The organism is Idiomarina sp., from assembly GCF_019431395.1.
Lineage (GTDB): Bacteria > Pseudomonadota > Gammaproteobacteria > Enterobacterales > Alteromonadaceae > Idiomarina.
On record NZ_CP080268.1, the window covers coordinates 511,939 to 529,556 of the forward strand.

Below are 17,618 nucleotides of genomic sequence, written 5' to 3' on the forward strand. Positions count from 1 at the left end.
CTGTAAAACCGGTTTCATTTTAGGGATTGTGCCTTGATTAACTTTATTCCCGCCCAAGTTTCGCACCTTGACGCCGTTGTTGCACTGGAACAGGGTACGTTTCCTGATGATGCGATTAGCCGGCGTAGCTTTCGACGCTTTATTGATGCGCCCAGCGCTGACTTTTACGTTGCTGTTGATGCTAATGAAAAGGTGCAGGGTTACACGGTATTGTTGTACCGCAACAGCACCAATCTTGCCCGCTTGTATGCGCTGGTGTTGGCACCTGCAGTACAAGGCATGGGTTATGGTCAAAAACTTTTGCAGTGGGCGGAGCACTTGGCCGATGAACGCCATTGCTTGTTTTTACGCACAGAAATAGCTACATCTAACCAGCGCGCCGAGCAGCTATTCCGTGGCGAGGGATTTCGCTTGATAGAATTGCGTGAAGCCTATTATCCCCCCAGTAGCGGTCAGTCGACCGACGCACTGGTCATGCAAAAACTATTGCCGCGTTACGAGTTGGGCGATGACAGCGGCGTCGGCGCTACCGATGAATATGTTCCCATGTTAACGCAAACTACTGAATTTACCTGTGGCCCGGCTAGCTTGCTGATGGCTATGGATTATTTTGATCGGCCAAGTACTGACCCCGCCGCGGAAGAATTAGAAATCTGGCGTGAAGCGACCACCATTTACATGACCTCCGGACATGGAGGCTGTGGCCCGCATGGTTTGGCCCGGGCGGCTTATCATCGTGGGTTGTCGGCACGAGTCGAGGTGAACACCGATAGTCCACTATTTATTGAGTCCGTTCGGCAAGTGCAAAAAAAAGATGTTATGCAGCGTATTCAGGCCGCGGACATGAACTTTTTGCAGGCACAGGGCGTGCCGATTAATGTGCGGGATTACACGCTCGAACTGCTAAAAGAAGACCTCGCCAATGGCGCATTGGTTATGGCACTGATATCAACCTATCAGTTTGATGGTGTGCGGGCACCGCATTGGGTGCTGATTTGTGCGGCAGACGACGACTTCGTTTATATCAACGATCCCGATTACGATACCTTGCCCTGGGAGTCATCGACCCAGCGACAGTATCTGCCTATACCCATCACTACCTTTAACAAGGCTTTTGGCTACGGTGGTCGTAAGCAAAAAGCAGCGGTGGTTTTACAGGCGATTAAGTGAGCAAAGTGATCAAAACCGCTTGATTTAAGCGTAACCCATCACAACAGCTATGCTTATGGGCATATAACAATAGCGATGGTATAAGGATTGAAGAATGAGCTCTGCATTTGATGATTTCGAGTTAAAAGGTCATAAACTAGGTAACCGTTTTGTGGTGGCACCAATGACGCGCACCAGCGCTGACAGCAAGGGTAAACCTACCGAGTTGATGGGTGACTATTATGCGCGCTTTGCTGAGGGCGGTTGGCCGCTGATTATCAGCGAAGGCGTGTATACCGACCGCCAGGCAAGTCAGGGCTATGTTAACCAGCCGGGCATTACTGATGCACCGCAAACCGATGCCTGGAAGCAAGTCGTTGAGCGCGTGCACAAGCACGGCGCCAAATTCATTATGCAATTAATGCATGCCGGCGCACAGTTTCAACACAACGAATACACGGATACGCCGATCGCGCCGAGCGAAGTAAAACCCAAAGGCGAACCGCTGGCATTATACGGTGAAAGCGACGGCTGGAAAACACCCAAAGCGATGGATGAAAGCGACTTTGATGCAGTGATGCAGGGTTTTGTCGGCTCTGTTAACCGGGCGGAAGAAGCCGGCTTTGATGGTGTCGAGCTGCACGCGGCTAATGGTTATCTGTTGAATGAATTTTTAAGCGAACATTTTAATCAGCGCGGTGACCAGTGGAGCGGTGACATTGGCCACCGGTTAAAATTTGTGGCGATGGTCGCTAAGGCTTGTAAAGACGCGGCTAAAGGTGACAACTTTATTGTCGGTATTCGACTCAGCCAGATTACCGTCACCGATCCGGATTATCAGTGGTCGGAAGGGGAAGACGCCATGATAAAGCTGGTTAAGGCCTTGAAAGAAGCCGGCATCGACTATATTCATACCACAGACACAGAGGTTAGCCGTAAGCCATTTAAAGGCGGTAGCAACAAGACGCTGGCTGAAATCGTGCAGGAATTTAGCGATATCCCGTTAATCGTAAATGGCGGTATCGACGAAAGTAACTATGAGCATATTGCCGCGCATTATCCCAATGCGTTGCTGGCGTTGGGCAAGAAAGCGTTGGCTAATCCTGATATGCCTAAGCGCTTGAAAGACGGCGAAACCATTGAGGATTTGGAGTTTGCGATGCTGCAGCCAACCGCCACACTGGAAAACGAATGGAAGTGGCGCGATGAGCACGACAAGCACATCGAAGCGGACTAAGTACATAAAAGGATACGAATCAAAAGGGTATTGTGATGAAAAACGTAGCAGTGTTATTAGCAGGTTCAGGCGTATTTGATGGCGCCGAAGTGAATGAAGCGGTGTTAACACTCCTGCATATTAGCAAGCAGGGCGCTTCGTATCAGTGTTTTGCACCAGATACGCAACAGACTCAGGTGATTAATCACTTAAGCGGTGAGGAAAGCAGCGAAAAGCGCAACGTTTTACAAGAAGCGGCTCGCATCGCTCGTGGTGACGTTAAGCCGTTAAGCGAACTTAACGTGAGTGAATTCGATGCGCTAATCGTACCCGGCGGGTTTGGTGTTGCGAAAAACTTTTGTGACTTCGCTTTTAAAGGCGACCAAATGATGCTGAACGAGCAAGTTGAGCACGTCGGAAAAGCCTTTAAAGACGCCCGTAAACCGGCAGGCTATTTGTGTATTGCACCGGTCATGTTGCCGTACATATACGGTCAGGGCGTGCGTGTGACCGTGGGTAACGACGCGGATGTTGCCGCCGCCATTAATAAAATGGGCGGCGAACACGTGGACTGTGATGTACGCGATATCGTGGTCGATGATAATCACCGTTTGGTGACCACACCGGCTTATATGCTGGCCGAAAATTTACCGGATGCCGAAGCTGGTATCAGTAAATTGGTCGAAAAAGTGCTGTATATGGCCGCATAAGTCGCTATCGGGTAATAAATAACCGTTTAAGTGCGGAACTTATAGCGCTTAAACGGTGTCTCAGGTATAGTAACAACATCACGTCATTAAGAACTGACAGAAAACTTTGGGGCTGATCAGGATTCGACGGGATACACGAAACCCAAGGTGCATGCCGAGGTGAGGCTGGCCTCGTAAAAAGCCTCAACTTTATAGTTGCAAACGACGACAACTACGCTCTAGCGGCTTAATAACCCGCTAAGCCCGTCCCCCAGCGCTTTGTCTACGAGACTGGATCAGGACGGCTCGACCTAAGATAGACTCGCGTGGATGCTTTGTCCGGAGCTGAAGCGTTAAACTCAATCGGACTCGCCAGTAGTTGAAGCCTGTCAGTCGGCGTCATGCTGGTTAATAAAAAGACTGAATAAGCATGTAGGACCGAGGATGTAGGTATTGCGGACGCGGGTTCAACTCCCGCCAGCTCCACCAATTCCATAAAAGGGGATGTCTCACGACATCCCCTTTTTTCTTTATAAGCCACGTAAAATAAGGTTTTCATAGGCGTTTGCTTTCCCAGCTTATCCCAAGAAAACCAGCCCCAGCCTGAGTTTTTAGTATTCCAATTTGTATTCCAAGCGATTTTGGGTAAACTCTTTGGAATACATCGAAGGGAGATATGCTTATGGCGTGCTCTACTATTGGGCTCACGGATACAGCCGTCAGACAACTCAAACCTAAAGACAAGGACTACGTTAAGTCCGATGGGAAAGGCTTACAGCTGCGAGTGAGAGTGAATGGTTCTAAGCTTTGGAACTTCAATTACATTCACCCGACGACAAAGAAGCGCGTGAATATGGGGCTGGGTAGCTACCCCGATATGAGCCTTAAAAAAGCCCGTGAGCTCACAGAAGCTGCTAGAAGCCAAGTTGCTGAAGGGGTAGACCCTAAGCTTGCCAGAGAGGAAGAAAGAGCGGCACAACGCTACTCAGAGAACGCGACTTTGAGAAAAGTTGCTGAAGAATGGTTCGAGGTCAAAAAAAGTGAGGTGACTGCTGACTACGCTGATGATATTTGGCGATCGTTAGAGCTACATGTATTTAACCGTTTAGGTGAAACGCCGGTTAGCCAGATAAGTGCTCAAACGGTCATTGATGTATTACGACCGGTTGAGAAAACAGGGCGGTTGGAAACCGTTAAACGTGTAATTCAGCGGTTAAACGAGATAATGAATTACGCTGTCATTAAAAAATTAATTACTGGAAATCCAATCGCTGCCATCAAATCTGCTTTCAAGAAGCCCAAGAAGCAGCATTTACCGACAATTACCGCAAAAGAGCTCCCTGACTTCCTAAGAAAGCTCCATGAAACCAACGTTACGTATATTACTCGGCAGGTTATTAAATGGCAGTTACTAACAATGACCAGGCCATCTGAGGCTGCTGGCGCTAAATGGAGTGAGATCCAATGGCTTGATGACGGCCAAGCTAATTGGTTGATTCCGGCTGAACGGATGAAAAAGCGTCGCCAGCACACAGTTCCACTGTGTGAACAGGCATTGAGGGTGCTGGAGGACATGAAGAGCGTAAGCGATCAATACGAACATATATTTATCTCACTGCGAAAGCCACAAACGTCCATTAACAGCCAAACAGCCAATATGGCGTTAAGACGTATGGGTTACCAGGATAAACTCGTTAGCCATGGTTTGAGGGCTTTAGCCAGCACCATTATGAACGAGGAGGGCAAAGATCCTGACCTGATCGAATCAGCGCTGGCGCATGGTGATCCTAACCAAGTGCGAAGTGCTTATAACCGTGCGGATTACCTTGAGCGTCGCCGTGAATTGATGCAGTGGTGGGGGGGGTATTTGGATGAGGCTTTTAGAAAAGATGCCGGCAGCTTTTAACTTAGAAGGTGTCTGCTGTTTTTTAGCTCGGAGGCGGAATCGATAAGATCTAATAACTTATTGTTTTATAGTGGATAAAAAATATTAAGATTCAAGCGTGTTACTTACCTTGTTACTAAAACTTCAGCTTTAGTTTTTTGATTGAAAGCTTTTTCACAAATGAATCTTTTAACTTTTTGGCTATGCCCAATACTCGCTTAACACGTTGAACATAGCTATAGTGGTCTGCAACTTGTGAACGTGTAGTGGCAAATAAATTCGTGCTTCTGATCAGAGATGAAAAGCTATACTTGTTGCTTTGGTTAAAGTGAATTAGCTATTTATCAACATTTTTCCATGGGCCGAACGCTATAAAGTAAAGAAGAATGATATTTGCGATAGGGATAACAATCAGAAGACCCAATGGACCAGGGTAGCCAACTCGTTGGCAGATACGCCATGCGGGAACAATAAAAATAGCTCCCACAATCAGCATCCATAGAAAGCCCATACCTGCGAACATTTCGTGATTCATCATTATCTGCTCCTTATTTGACATGCGTAAAAATGACGTTAGACTAAAGTTTATTAAATTGCAAAAAGCAGGGTGCTCGTGCTAATTCGAATTCTGTTATTAATGACAGTGCTATTGGTGTCGATGTCGTTTTCGCAAACGGCAGATGCTCACGCATGCCATGATAACAGCCAAATGCAGCACAGCATGATGCAGGAAGCAGACGCAAGCGATTGTGAACATGAGGCGCAAAAGCATAACTCGTGCTGTGCTGACATGACCATTCGGCATTGCTCCGGCGGCTCGGTTTTGTTTGTCGGACAGTCTTCTTCGGTTAATGCCACTGCAGTTAATCTCTCTGCCAAAGTCGATGCGCCCGTTGACACCTCCATTCGTGCTAAACACGCGTCTAATTTATTCCGTCCCCCAATAATTACCGCTTAATAAGTTACTAGAAATTTAACACACGCTCGGCGTGTTTCCTTAAAACTTATTAATCGGTGAATAATTATGTCTATCAAACGCAATATCGCTGTTTTGGCGATGCTATTTTCCGTGTCTGTATCTGCAACCGATGTAGAAGAGCAGCAACTAACCGTTCTAAAAGATCCCAACTGCGGTTGCTGTGAAAAGTGGTTACAAGCTTTACCCGATAGCTTTAGTGTGTCCGTACAACATCCGAACAACCTGACCCAACGAAAACGTGACTCCGGTATTAGTGCCGAGGTCCAATCCTGTCATACCGCTATTTCTAGTAATGGCTATGTCTTTGAGGGGCACGTTCCTCCTACATTGGTTTCTCATTATTTAGCTGGGAAAAAGTCAGCCAATGGCATTGGATTAACTGTTCCTGGCATGCCGGTAGGGTCTGTTGGTATGGAAATGGGTACTCGGTTTCAACCGTATACGGTCTATGAAATCAAAGAGGACGGTTCAATTACACCTTATAAGCAGATAGCAAGTTTAGAGCAGCAGCAAGCACTCTCAAATGGAGGGCTTTAGATATGGGTTTTGGCGGCTTGAGTATGGTTCAGCTAGGAATTTTACTAGTTATTGTCATCCTTCTTTTTGGTAGCAAAAAGCTACGAACCCTGGGCTCCGATCTTGGTAGTGCGATTAAAGGGTTTAAATCATCGGTTTCTGATGAGCCGTCTGATAAGGAACAGGACGTTCAACGTTATCAAAATTTAACCTCAAAAGAGGAGCGTCATAATGAGCAATGAGTTTAACAAAGGGCGTCGAAAGTTTATTAAATCTGCATTCACTGTGGCGTCTGCTTTAGCAATCGCCAAAGTAGCCCCAACTTGGGCTGCTCCTCAGGGACGCAGTTTTAAAGATCAGATCCTGACAAACGATGAGATTGATCTGACCATTGCAAAGTCCCCACTGCTCGTGGGAAATAAAGTAGGAGCACCAATAACCATCAATGGCCAAATGCCGGGCCCTTTGATTCGTTTAAAAGAAGGGCAGCGAGCAAAGCTAAATGTGACTAACCGGTTGTCGGAAGACACGTCAATTCACTGGCACGGAATTATATTGCCGGAGAATATGGATGGCGTGCCTGGCGTATCTTTCGAAGGGATAAAGCCAGGACGAACGTTCAAATACCGCTACGATGTCGAGCAAAACGGAACTTATTGGTATCACAGCCATTCCGGTTTGCAGGAGCAATTGGGACACCTGGGGCCGTTAGTGATTGAACCGAAAGACGGAGACATTGGTGCTGATCGAGAACATACCATTATTCTCAGCGACTGGACATTCGAAGATCCGGATACCGTGTTTCGTAACTTGAAAGTTGCGGAGGGGTACTATAACTATCAAAAACGTACGATATTTGAGACCTTCGAGGACGTGCGACAGCAAGGGTTAGAGAAAACCTGGAAGCAACGAGAAATGTGGGGGCAAATGCGAATGAGCCCCCGTGATATTGCGGATGTGACGGGCAGTACTTATACCTACCTGATGAATGGCCGCGATTCACAGATGAACTGGTCAGCATTGTTTAAGCCTGGTGAAAAAGTACGCCTGCGTATCATTAATGGTTCGGCAATGAGTTATTTCGATGTGAGGATCCCTGGGTTGGAAATGACGGTAGTGGCCGCTGACGGGCAGCCTGTGAAGCCAGTGCCAGTTGACGAGTTCCGCATTGGTGTGGCGGAAACCTACGATGTAATTGTCCAGCCTAAGCAAAACAAGCCTTACACTATTTATGCTGAGAGCTTTGATCGAAGTGGTTATGTCAGAGGTACATTAACGCCGGAACTTGGTCTTGAGGCTGAAGTGCCTGAACTACGGCAAGTTCCTGAGCGAGGCATGGCCGCTATGGGCATGGGAGCGATGGCGATGTCCGGTGATATGAAAGGGAATAGCATGAATATGAAGCATATGGGCGGCAATAACAGCCATATGACGCATAAAATGACACACAAAAAAGAGCTCCCGGTCGAAAACATTAAAATCAAACACCGTGAGTCCGGACATGGCGCCGGGGCGGCTATGATTGCTACAAACCCGGTAAGCCGTTTGCATGAACCCGGGATTGGATTGGAAGACGTTGATCATAAAGTCTTAGTGTATACCGACTTGGTCGGCGCGCATGAATGGCCGGATACGCGGGAGCCCGAACGACAGATAGAGCTGCACTTAACGGGTAATATGGAGCGTTACATGTGGTCTTTCGACGGGAAGAAGTTTACCGAAGTGGATGGCCCGGTTCAGTTTCATCATGGAGAACGACTGAGGTTGGTGATGGTAAACGATACGATGATGGACCACCCCATACACCTACACGGTATGTGGATGGAACTTGAAAACGGACAGTATCCACGCCCACGCAAACATACGATTAGCCTGAAGCCGAGCGAAAAAGTGTCGTTATTGATAACGGCAGACGCGCCGGGTAGTTGGGCGTTCCACTGTCACCTGTTGTATCACATGAAAGCGGGTATGTTCCGTGTGGTCAATGTCGCATAAGGAGGACAATTATGTACGGTAAATCATTATTAGTGGGTGCGGCGTTGTTGCCAGGTTTAGCAGTCGCCGGACATGCGAAAGAGGACTGGCCTGAACCCGTCAAAGAATATTACACCGGGCAAGTACTGTTCGATCGGTTGGAGTTAACGCGAACCAACGAGGAAGAGAACCTAGCCGTCTGGGACATGATGGCTTGGTATGGCGGTGACTATCACCGAGCTGTTTTCAAGAGTGAAGGGGAGAATGTTCAAGACGACGGTGAGCCCACTGACTTGGAAAGTGCCGAACTGCTGTATGGATACTTGGTGTCTCCGTTTTGGTCGTTTCAGGCCGGTATTGGTACGCGAGGTACCTTATCGTCGGATGCCTCGATGGAAAACTATGCGGTCTTAAGTTTTATGGGTTTGGCGCCGTACTGGTTTGAAATGGATAATTCTTTGATGATGAACGAAGAAGGCGATGTCCAATTTGTTAGCGAAACCGAGTACGAGTGGCAGTTAACACAAACCTCGTACTTACAACCTCGCATTGAGTTAACAGCCAACCTGACAGATTCAGACAAATATGAACGGCAAAGTGGCTTGAGCAACTTGCGTGTGGGGTTGCGTTATCGTCACGAAATCAGTCGTGAGTTTGCACCCTACATTGGTGTTTATTGGAACGGCGCGTTAGGCAACACGGCAGATGAAATGAAACGAATGGGTGAGGACACCACAGAAACAGGCGTGGTCCTTGGGGCCAGAGTTTGGTTTTAATTGATAATAAACAAAGAGGAAACAACATGAAAAACATACTTAAGTTAGCCTTCGGTACCACGTTATTTTTTAGTGCATGGGCCAGCGCTCACGTCGGCCTAACATCCAGTAGCCCGGAGGACGGTGCGACTTTGTCCGAGTCACCAACGGAAATTACGATGAATTTTTCCGGTGATGTTCGTCTGGCTAAAATTATGCTGCACTCAGATGACGGTAAAATGCATCCGCTGGACTTTTCGATGAGCATGACTCCCAAAGCAGCGTACGAAATTGCTGTTAAAAACAATTTGGCGTCAGGTGGTTATACGGTTTATTGGACGGCAATGGGTGGGGACAGTCATAAAATATCGGGTGATTTTAGCTTTGAGGTGAAATGATGACCCTTTGGAGTGTGGCCAGCGTTTTAACGTTGGCCTTTATATTCTGGCTTAACGCGGTGATGACCGCCTCGCCTTATATCGTTTATTTGTCCGGTTTAAAAAAGCAGTCTGAACGAAAGAATAGCCTTGTTGCGTTGCTTCTATTACTGGCAAGCCTTCTGTATTTTTTTCTGAAAGTCGGTAGTTTTGCTGCTGAAGGCTTTGCCGGCATGATTGACACGACCTACATGCAGTTTATATGGACCGGCCCTGTTGGGTTGTTCATCCAACTTCAGATAGCGGTTGCTATTGCTTGGATTGTTTACTCCGTTGTTAAGCTAAAACGTATAAAGTGGGTGCTATATGTTGTCGCCATTGGACTCATGGGATGGAGCTTTTTAAGTATTGGTCACGGCAGTGACGCCGTCTGGTGGGGAAAGCTAGCGCTTTTAACACACTTGTTAGTCGCTTGGGTTTGGTTCGGCAGTCTTAACTCATTGCGAAAGCTGGCAACGTCGGTACCGCTTGCTAAAGCGAAAGCCATTATGGAGCGTTTTGGTGTGCATATGTCTGCAGCGGTTCCAATACTCCTTATTGCGGGCTTGGTTATGTATCGTAGTGCAACAGGGCGATGGATGCCAGAGCTGCCGCTTACGTCGTATGACACGGTACTACTAGCGAAACTTGTGTTTGTGGCGCTGATTCTCCTTGTTGCCGCATTGCATAAATTAAAGTTCGTACCGCAATTAAATGATAACGCGGCCGCCAAGCGACTCAAAAACTCCATAACGGCGGAAATGGTATTGGCTGTCACTATTTTTACCCTGGCCTCTGCGCTAAGCAGCGCGTTTTCCCCCGGTTAATGTAAGGAATAAGAAGAATGAAATTACTTGTGAGTGTTTTTATGGTTTCGGTAATGTTTATTTCAGCGCCCAGTAGCGCCGAGGAAGTATCTGAACCGACAGTTGTGCTTGATAGGTTTCGAACGGCTTTGACTGAAGGTGACACGGAAGTCGTTAAAGATGTGCTTTCCAATGATGTGTTTATCTTTGAAGGTGGTGGTGTTGAACGATCCTTGGCCGAGTACAGTGCTCATCACCTTAAGTCAGATATTAAGTTTAGCCAGGCGGTTCCTTCACAGTTGCTTGAAAGGACAGTACAAGAAGCCGATGGCCTTGCTGTGATCACTTCTCGGTATAGCGTTTCCGGGGAGTATAACGGGCGTGAGGTTGATTTAACGATGAATGAAACCGTAACCGTATCAAATACGACTGAGTCTGGCTGGAAAATTATCCGGATCCATTGGTCCAACTGAGTTCAATCACAGGAGCTGATTATGGCAGAACACGATCATGAACACGGACATCAGGATTATCAGAAAAGCAGCCTGAGTCTTTGGGGGGCGGTGTCGCTGGGGACTGGTGTGATGATTGGCGCTGGTATTTTTGCACTGACCGGACAAGTTGCTCAGCTGGCAAGAGAGTGGTTTGTCCTGGCGTTTGTGTGCGGCGGTATCATTGCCGGCTTTAGCGCTTACTCTTACGTTAAGTTGGCGAAAGCCTATCCGTCAGCGGGCGGTATTGCGATGTTCCTCAGTAAAGCTTATGGAAAAGGAAGTGTGACGGCGATATTCGCACTCTTGATGTACTTTTCTATGGTGATTAATGAAAGTTTAGTCGCTCGGACATTTGCGTCTTATACCAGCCAGTTAATTTCTTTTGAAGCGCAGTGGCTTATCCCTTTGTTGGCGGTGGGTTTGCTGGTCTTTGCGTTTTTTATCAATATTTTGAGTAATCAGTTTATTCAAACGTTCTCGTTTTTTATGGCCTTTGTTAAGACTTTAGGGTTGGTCATTTTAGCGGCTGGTGGTTTGTGGGCCTCAGGCATTCAGTTTGAATCGATATCGGCTATTCCAGAAGAAGCTACGGGTGGCGGTATTTTAGCGGGGATTGCTTTAAGCATACTTGCGTACAAAGGGTTTACAACAATAACCAATAGTGGCGGTGAAATTGTTGAGCCTAAGAGAAATGTCGGGCGTGCCATTATTATTTCGCTGATTATCTGCGCGTTAATATACGTTCTGGTCACTCTGGCGGTTGGCTCGAGCCTGTCCATAGATGAGATTGTGAAAGCGAAAGACTACGCGCTTTCTGAAGCAGCCAGACCCGTCTATGGCGAGACCGGACTATGGGTGACGGTCGCTTTTGCAATTGTAGCAACGGTATCAGGAGTGATTGCCAGCGCGTTTGCCGTTTCAAGAATGTTAGCCATGTTGACCAATATGAAGCTTGTTCCACACAGTCATTTTGGCATGCCAGGTTCCATTCAGAAGCATACGCTGGTTTACACCATTGTTATGGCTATGATCTTAGCGGCATTCTTCGATTTGAGTCGAATTGCGTCACTGGGCGCTATTTTTTATATCGTGATGGACATTGCGATCCACTGGGGCGTATTACGGCATCTAAGGCAAAAGGTGAATGCCAATATTTACATACTTGTCAGCGCAATCACGCTAGACGTCATCGTTTTAGTCGCTTTTATATGGGTGAAATGGACGAGCGATCCGCTGGTGATTTGGGCGTCTCTTATCGGTATGGCATTGATTGCCGCTGGTGAGATTTTGTTTTTACGTAAAAAGCGTTAAGAAAAAGAGCGCATAGCGCTCCTTTTCTAGTTCATTATAAAAAACATCCAGATAGCCATAGCGACCATCATGAGGTTTTCAGTGAGCGAAATGAAGCCTAACGGCACATTACTTGAGCCACCGACACAGGCACATTTTAGCTCACGTTTGTCGACATAAACGGCTTTAAAAACGGAGACAGAACCCACGATGCCTATGAATAACGCAATAGGGATGGAAATGACATGAGCAAATTCCGCTGCCATTAACAGACCCGCCAAGCCTTCGGCGTAGGGGTAAACACGGCCATAAGGCACCCATTTTTTGGCGAGAAGATCGTAGTTGAGAAACATGGTAGAGAATTTCTCTACGTCCTGGAGTTTGAGCAAGGCCAGAACCACCATCGAGAAACTGATGAACCACTCGATGGTTTGTCCGGTAAATGCGCGACCAAAAGACAACCACGACGTGGCTACGGAGAGGAGCGCTGTCATAATAAATAATGCAATAACGGGTCGGTAACTGGTTGCGTCAGGGTCAGGAAGAGGTTTTCCAAGAAAGGCTCGAACCTCTTCGTACCCACCGATGCGTTCATCACCAATAAACACTTGTGGAGTGGTATCGACGTTGTGTTTTTCCTTGAATATGTCGGTTTCCTCGCGGCTTTCCAGTAGGTTGTCGTCCACATCGTAACCGTTGGCTTTAAGTAAGTGCCGGGTTTTTAAACCGAAAGGGCATTGGTGGTCAGGTGTCGACATTCTGTAAAGCGTGGCTTTTTTAGTTGATTGACTCATAGCCAAGTTCCTTACGTAAAAGTTATGTATTCGTGTACGCATTATAGTCGGCAAAAGATTAAAAGCATCAATAATCAGAAAGGGTAAAAATTCATTAAAAATGAAAAATTATTTTCATTTTGAAAAAAGTGGACAACTTTTTTTATAGCTTTTCTAGTCATCTTGAAGAGCTTATTTTAAAAGTTGGACGGACGCCAATACTGACACTATGACATATGACTTGTTAGGCCGTCAGTTATATCTGAAGGTACGTTACAGCTTTTAAAGACTAGACTGGCTGTCGCTTTTCCCTGGGAGCGGCAGCTTTGTTTTATTAAATTTGAGGTAGGGTATGACTCAAAAGAAACGCTCCAGTAGCTGGCGAGTTTGGCATCGTTGGCTATCTTTGGTTTTTGGCCTGCAAATGGTTATTTGGACAATCAGTGGCGCTTACATGGTGTTCTTCGATTTGGATTATATTCATGGTGATCACTTAGTTCAGGATATAAGCCAGCCAATACCGAAAGGTGTTGAAATATCAAGCTTAAATGACCTGTTGAACCGCTATCCAGAAACACGAAAAACGTCGTTAAAAAGCGTATGGCTGAATCAGAAGTTACAGCCGGTGTATAAAATAGAGAGTAACGAGGGAGCGTTTTTAGTTAATGCGGAGTCGCTGCAGCGTATTGATATAACCGAACAACACATTAAAGAGTTAGCGAATCAATATTACACGAAGGATCCCGACGCTATTGAATCGGTCGTTTACATGACTGATAACCCACCAACAGAAGTGAGTGGTGCTTTGTTACCGATTTGGCAGGTAAATTATGACGATTTCGGTAATACCAGTCTGTATTTATCTGAAACGACCGGGGAGCTTTTGGTAAAGCGACATACGTTTTGGCGGGGGTTTGATATCGCCTGGATGTTACACATAATGGACTACGACGAGCGTGTGGATATCGAGACCTGGTGGTTAAAGGGCTTTATTATCGGTACGTTTATTTTAATGATAACGGGCACTGTCCTGCTTTTTTATACGATTACGTTTAAGAGAAAATCGACTGGGGGTGCTCAATGATAAGGTTTATGCAATGGCTTCATCGTTGGGTGAGTTTGGTTTTAGTGATTCAAGTCGCTTTGTGGCTAGTGAGTGGGTTATTTTTTAGCTTAACCGGACATCACGGAATGTCAGGCCACCAATATATGGTCTCAAAAAACTCTGAACCCCCACTTAAAAAAATAGCGCCTCAAATCGATGTTACTGAAATGCATCAACGATTCCCCTTAGCTCACTCCATTGAACTGGTCAGTGTTGCCGGGGTAGGTCAGTATCAGGTGTCTCTGCCAGATGGACGTTTGCTTTACTTCAACGCAGATACCGGTGAACGGTGGTCTACGGACCAAGCTTTGGCGACTCAGCTAGCGCTGAATAGCTACAATGGACCGGGCCAGGTTGAAAGGGTTGAAAGAGTCAAGGGAAGCGATGAAGTGAATGGCTGGAATGCCTCAGGATTCCGCATTGATATCGAGGATGATCTTAATACCCGAATATATATCGATGAAGCGTCATCCCGGGTTGTGGAGCATCGCAATACACCATGGACAATAGCTGACTGGGCATTTCGTCTGCATTTTATGGATTACACTGGTGGCCGAAGCTTTAATCATTTATTGATTTGGAGTGCCGGGTTATTCGCTCTTTGGTTTTCGTTATCCGGGCTAATTCTTTTAGGCCGAAATATTACTAACGGTGACTTTAATCCAAATCGGAAAAAAACATGGCTAGAATACTTTCAACAGAAAGGGAAACCAATTGCCAGCAGCTGTGGTGGAGGTGGAACTTGTGGATTATGTAAAGTAACACTACAAGGCAGCGATATACCTAGTCCTAAAGCCGCTGAAAAAGCGTTATTGAGCGCCAATGAATTAGACGCGGGGATGCGGTTATCTTGCCAACACAGAACCTCAACAAATTATGAAGTAAAGTTACATAATGAGGGGGTTAGTGATATAGCTTTAACACTCGATTCAAAGCGTCAACTGACTCCATCCATTATGGAGCTTACCTTTGTGAGTTCAGAGCCCGTTAATTATGAGGCCGGGCAGTTTATGCAGTTTCGTATTCCACACTTAAACGAAATATTGTCACGACATTACTCTGTTGCTACGCGGCCTCACCCGACTCGATTTGTGTTTAACGTACGACAACTGCCCTCGCCAAGTGAAGGGGTGCCCCCAGGCATCGGTTCAAACTACTTGTGTAATTTAGAGCCTGGCGCTCATGTCGATGCTATTGGACCATTTGGTGACTTTCAGCTGACGAAACAAAATAATCACACGCAAGTCTTTATCGGAGGCGGCGCGGGTATTGCACCGTTGAGAGCGTTAATACAAAGTGAATTAGCAGCAGGCTCTCCTCGTCGCTGTATTTTTTTTTACGGCGCACGATATGAAAAAGAGCTCTGTTATAGGGATGAGTTCGAAAGAGATGAGCGGTTAAATTATATACCGGTACTTTCAGAGGTTGCTAAATCAGATGCGTGGGCCGGGCACACTGGCTTTGTGCACGAAACTGCAATGAAATGGTTGGCAGATGAAAACAAAGACACATTGGACGTTTACGTGTGTGGTCCTCCACCAATGCTGAAAGCGACGTTAGAGTCTCTTGCTGACTTTGGCGTTCCGCGAGAACAAGTAAGGTTCGATGACTTTGGGATTTAGCGCGTAAAAATGCCTGAATTAAAGATGAATCTGGGTGGTGATATGGGAGCTGTATTATCACTTAGATTCATTACCTCGTTATGGGTACTTCCTTTAATCGGTTGATCTTTATCAGACAAAGAGATATTATTTTAACATGTTTTTACAGTAAAGCTTCGCATGTATCGTTTAATCATTGCTCTATTGCTATTGGCAGTAACAACAATGTCATTTTCACAAACTATCAGTACGGAAGAGGCATGTATGCACGATTCTACTGAGCAGGTTTGCGATCTTGCAGATTGCGAAGTGTCACATTCTCTTACCGATAACTGTTGCTCTGATTCAATGATGCGTCATTGTTACAGCCCGTCAATTACTGTCGTTTATTCTGAGCAATCCACCGTTCCGCCTATTGAGAAGCTGGTTTTTAACGCTTCCTCATTCTTAGATACGAATATTAAAGAAAAGCACTCTCTCTCGCTATTTCGGCCCCCAATCTACTCTTAAAAAGTACTAAATTTCTCGCTCCTGGCGCGTTTATCGTCCAGGTAAAAGCACAGCTATAAGCTTTGGTTCGGTCATTGTCGTTACGACGTCGTTCGTCGTCCTCGTTACGGTCCGACTCATAACTTGGTCTGTGTTTAATTTAAAAATTCACAGTTTTTTAGAGTAACAATATGAAACTTTTAAGAAGAATGGCTTATTTAAGTGTTCTGACTGTAGTGGTGCCAAATGTCGTTAATGCACAAGAGCCGCTTTTGAATTTGCAAGAAGCAGTGAGTATCGCTGTACAAGAAGATCCTTGGTTAACGGCAAGTAAGCAAACCCAAGAGGCATTCGCGAGTGAAGCAATAGCCTCTTCCAGTTTGCCTGACCCTCAAATATCGCTCACGGCTGCCAGTTTCCCGGTTGACAGTTTTAGTTCAAGACAGGAAGGAATGACCCAGTTAGTCGTCGGTGTTTCACAAGCATTTCCCAGAGGAGACACTTTATCGTTGTCTCGTAAGCAGAAAAACCAATTAGCTCAAAAACAACCGCTTTTGAGAGCGGATCGCATTGCTAAAGTCAAAACAACGGTCACCAAGTTGTGGTTAGATGTTTTTTTCTCTCAGCAAAGTATTCGCTTGCTTGAATCGGATAGAGCGCTTTTTGAACAGTTAGTGTCGACGGCTAAGGCGAGTTATACCAGTACCGAGGGAAAGGCACGGCAGCAAGATGTTGTTAGAGCCCAACTTGAGCTTACACGCCTGGATGATAGGTTGACGTCACTGCGACAAAAAGAGGAGCGACTTCAAAGCGAATTGTCGGAATGGATAGGTGTTATAGCGAAATCAAGGTTACCGGATGACCTTCCGAGTCTTACGCTGAAGAATACATTGCTATCACCTTCGACAATACCGAAACAAGCCTTGTACGAATTGATAAAAGAACACCCGGTTTTGCAAGCGACCGATCAAGACATTTTGGCGTCGGAGACGTCTGTCGAGCTCGCTCAGCAAGGTTATAAACCGCAATGGTCAGCCAATCTGAAATATGGCCATAGAAACGACGATCCAAGCGGCAATGACCGTGCCAACTTGCTGTCAGCCGGGGTTACGTTCGATGTCCCTTTATTTACTGATAACAAACAGGATAAGCAGGTACGCTCAGCAAAGTTTAGAACGGAAGCGAAAAAAACTGAGAAGTTATTGATTGCCAGGCAGTTAATAGCCAATTTACGCAGTACGTTTTTACAACTGAACCGTTTGAATGAACGTGCTGCCCTATATCACGAAGAGCTACTTCCACAAATGTCCGCCCAGTCTGAAGCCGCATTGACTGCCTACAACAATGATGATGGCGACTTTGCCGAGGCGGTACGGTCACAGATTGCGGAAATCGACGCAAAAATTGATGCATTAGCAATCGCCATCAACCGCCAAAAATTGATTGCCGAAGCAAACTACTTATTACTTTCAGGAGTGTAA

The 17,618-nt window shown here is 46.2% G+C and carries 18 protein-coding genes and 1 other RNA gene; 17 read left to right on the forward strand and 2 right to left on the reverse strand.

Annotated elements, in window-relative coordinates; genetic code table 11:
* The first annotated feature begins 33 nt into the window (after positions 1-33).
* The 5 genes from KZ771_RS02520 (at position 34) to KZ771_RS02540 (ending at position 4,960) form a co-directional block, all read left to right on the forward strand.
* Entirely contained in the window at positions 34-1,170 is a 1,137-nt protein-coding gene (locus KZ771_RS02520; RefSeq protein WP_290654271.1) for a peptidase C39 family protein, read from the forward strand.
* 94 nt (positions 1,171-1,264) lie between these two features.
* Positions 1,265-2,386 carry an NADH:flavin oxidoreductase gene (locus KZ771_RS02525; protein ID WP_290654272.1) on the forward strand — a complete coding sequence of 374 codons (1,122 nt, stop codon included), beginning with the start codon at positions 1,265-1,267 and terminating at the stop codon, positions 2,384-2,386.
* Positions 2,387-2,421: 35 nt separating this feature from the next.
* Positions 2,422-3,075, forward strand: coding sequence for an isoprenoid biosynthesis glyoxalase ElbB (elbB, locus tag KZ771_RS02530; RefSeq protein WP_290654273.1), 654 nt, complete (start codon positions 2,422-2,424; stop codon positions 3,073-3,075).
* 108 nt (positions 3,076-3,183) lie between these two features.
* Positions 3,184-3,543, forward strand: a transfer-messenger RNA (tmRNA) gene (ssrA, locus tag KZ771_RS02535).
* Between the two features lie 193 nt (positions 3,544-3,736).
* Positions 3,737-4,960: an integrase domain-containing protein gene (locus KZ771_RS02540; RefSeq protein ID WP_290654274.1), complete on the forward strand. Its 1,224-nt coding sequence runs from the start codon at positions 3,737-3,739 to the stop codon at positions 4,958-4,960.
* A 316-nt stretch (positions 4,961-5,276) separates the two neighbouring features.
* On the opposite strand, the gene KZ771_RS02545 is transcribed toward KZ771_RS02540, so the two are convergent.
* A complete protein-coding gene (locus KZ771_RS02545; RefSeq protein WP_006956255.1) occupies positions 5,277-5,477 on the reverse strand; it encodes a hypothetical protein in 201 nt (66 codons plus the stop codon).
* Between the two features lie 75 nt (positions 5,478-5,552).
* On the opposite strand from KZ771_RS02545, the gene KZ771_RS02550 reads away from it, so the two are divergent.
* The 9 genes from KZ771_RS02550 to KZ771_RS02590 all read left to right on the forward strand — a co-directional run bounded on the left by KZ771_RS02550 (position 5,553) and on the right by KZ771_RS02590 (position 12,190).
* Positions 5,553-5,897 (forward strand): hypothetical protein, encoded by a 345-nt coding sequence (locus KZ771_RS02550; RefSeq protein WP_290654275.1) that lies wholly within the window; start codon positions 5,553-5,555, stop codon positions 5,895-5,897.
* A gap of 66 nt (positions 5,898-5,963) precedes the next feature.
* The gene (locus tag KZ771_RS02555) at positions 5,964-6,455 is read left to right on the forward strand and encodes a DUF411 domain-containing protein (protein ID WP_100690648.1); all 492 of its coding nucleotides are present in this window, start codon (positions 5,964-5,966) and stop codon (positions 6,453-6,455) included.
* Positions 6,456-6,457: 2 nt separating this feature from the next.
* Positions 6,458-6,676: a twin-arginine translocase TatA/TatE family subunit gene (tatA, locus tag KZ771_RS02560; protein ID WP_290654276.1), complete on the forward strand. Its 219-nt coding sequence runs from the start codon at positions 6,458-6,460 to the stop codon at positions 6,674-6,676.
* Positions 6,666-8,429, forward strand: coding sequence for a copper resistance system multicopper oxidase (locus KZ771_RS02565; RefSeq protein WP_290654277.1), 1,764 nt, complete (start codon positions 6,666-6,668; stop codon positions 8,427-8,429). The genes tatA and KZ771_RS02565 overlap by 11 nt, the downstream gene beginning before the upstream one ends.
* A gap of 11 nt (positions 8,430-8,440) precedes the next feature.
* The gene (locus KZ771_RS02570) at positions 8,441-9,184 is read left to right on the forward strand and encodes a copper resistance protein B (RefSeq protein WP_290654278.1); all 744 of its coding nucleotides are present in this window, start codon (positions 8,441-8,443) and stop codon (positions 9,182-9,184) included.
* Between the two features lie 26 nt (positions 9,185-9,210).
* Positions 9,211-9,561 (forward strand): copper resistance CopC family protein, encoded by a 351-nt coding sequence (locus KZ771_RS02575; RefSeq protein WP_011234483.1) that lies wholly within the window; start codon positions 9,211-9,213, stop codon positions 9,559-9,561.
* Positions 9,558-10,406, forward strand: coding sequence for a CopD family protein (locus KZ771_RS02580; RefSeq protein WP_234972503.1), 849 nt, complete (start codon positions 9,558-9,560; stop codon positions 10,404-10,406). Before KZ771_RS02575 ends, KZ771_RS02580 begins: the two co-directional genes overlap by 4 nt.
* 17 nt (positions 10,407-10,423) lie before the next feature.
* Positions 10,424-10,858 (forward strand): DUF4440 domain-containing protein, encoded by a 435-nt coding sequence (locus KZ771_RS02585; RefSeq protein WP_053954065.1) that lies wholly within the window; start codon positions 10,424-10,426, stop codon positions 10,856-10,858.
* Positions 10,859-10,879: 21 nt separating this feature from the next.
* Positions 10,880-12,190, forward strand: coding sequence for an APC family permease (locus KZ771_RS02590; RefSeq protein ID WP_290654279.1), 1,311 nt, complete (start codon positions 10,880-10,882; stop codon positions 12,188-12,190).
* Between the two features lie 26 nt (positions 12,191-12,216).
* On the opposite strand, the gene KZ771_RS02595 is transcribed toward KZ771_RS02590, so the two are convergent.
* Positions 12,217-12,963 carry a MauE/DoxX family redox-associated membrane protein gene (locus KZ771_RS02595; protein ID WP_290654280.1) on the reverse strand — a complete coding sequence of 249 codons (747 nt, stop codon included), beginning with the start codon at positions 12,961-12,963 and terminating at the stop codon, positions 12,217-12,219.
* A gap of 331 nt (positions 12,964-13,294) precedes the next feature.
* Here KZ771_RS02595 and KZ771_RS02600 point away from each other — a divergent pair, with 331 nt between their 5' ends.
* The 3 genes from KZ771_RS02600 to KZ771_RS02610 all read left to right on the forward strand — a co-directional run bounded on the left by KZ771_RS02600 (position 13,295) and on the right by KZ771_RS02610 (position 17,618).
* Positions 13,295-14,026 (forward strand): hypothetical protein, encoded by a 732-nt coding sequence (locus KZ771_RS02600; RefSeq protein WP_290654281.1) that lies wholly within the window; start codon positions 13,295-13,297, stop codon positions 14,024-14,026.
* Complete coding sequence (locus KZ771_RS02605; RefSeq protein ID WP_290654282.1) at positions 14,023-15,669, forward strand: 2Fe-2S iron-sulfur cluster-binding protein; 1,647 nt, start codon at positions 14,023-14,025, stop codon at positions 15,667-15,669. Before KZ771_RS02600 ends, KZ771_RS02605 begins: the two co-directional genes overlap by 4 nt.
* Positions 15,670-16,328: 659 nt before the next feature.
* On the forward strand, positions 16,329-17,618 hold the full coding sequence (locus KZ771_RS02610; protein WP_290654283.1) for a TolC family protein: 1,290 nt from the start codon (positions 16,329-16,331) through the stop codon (positions 17,616-17,618).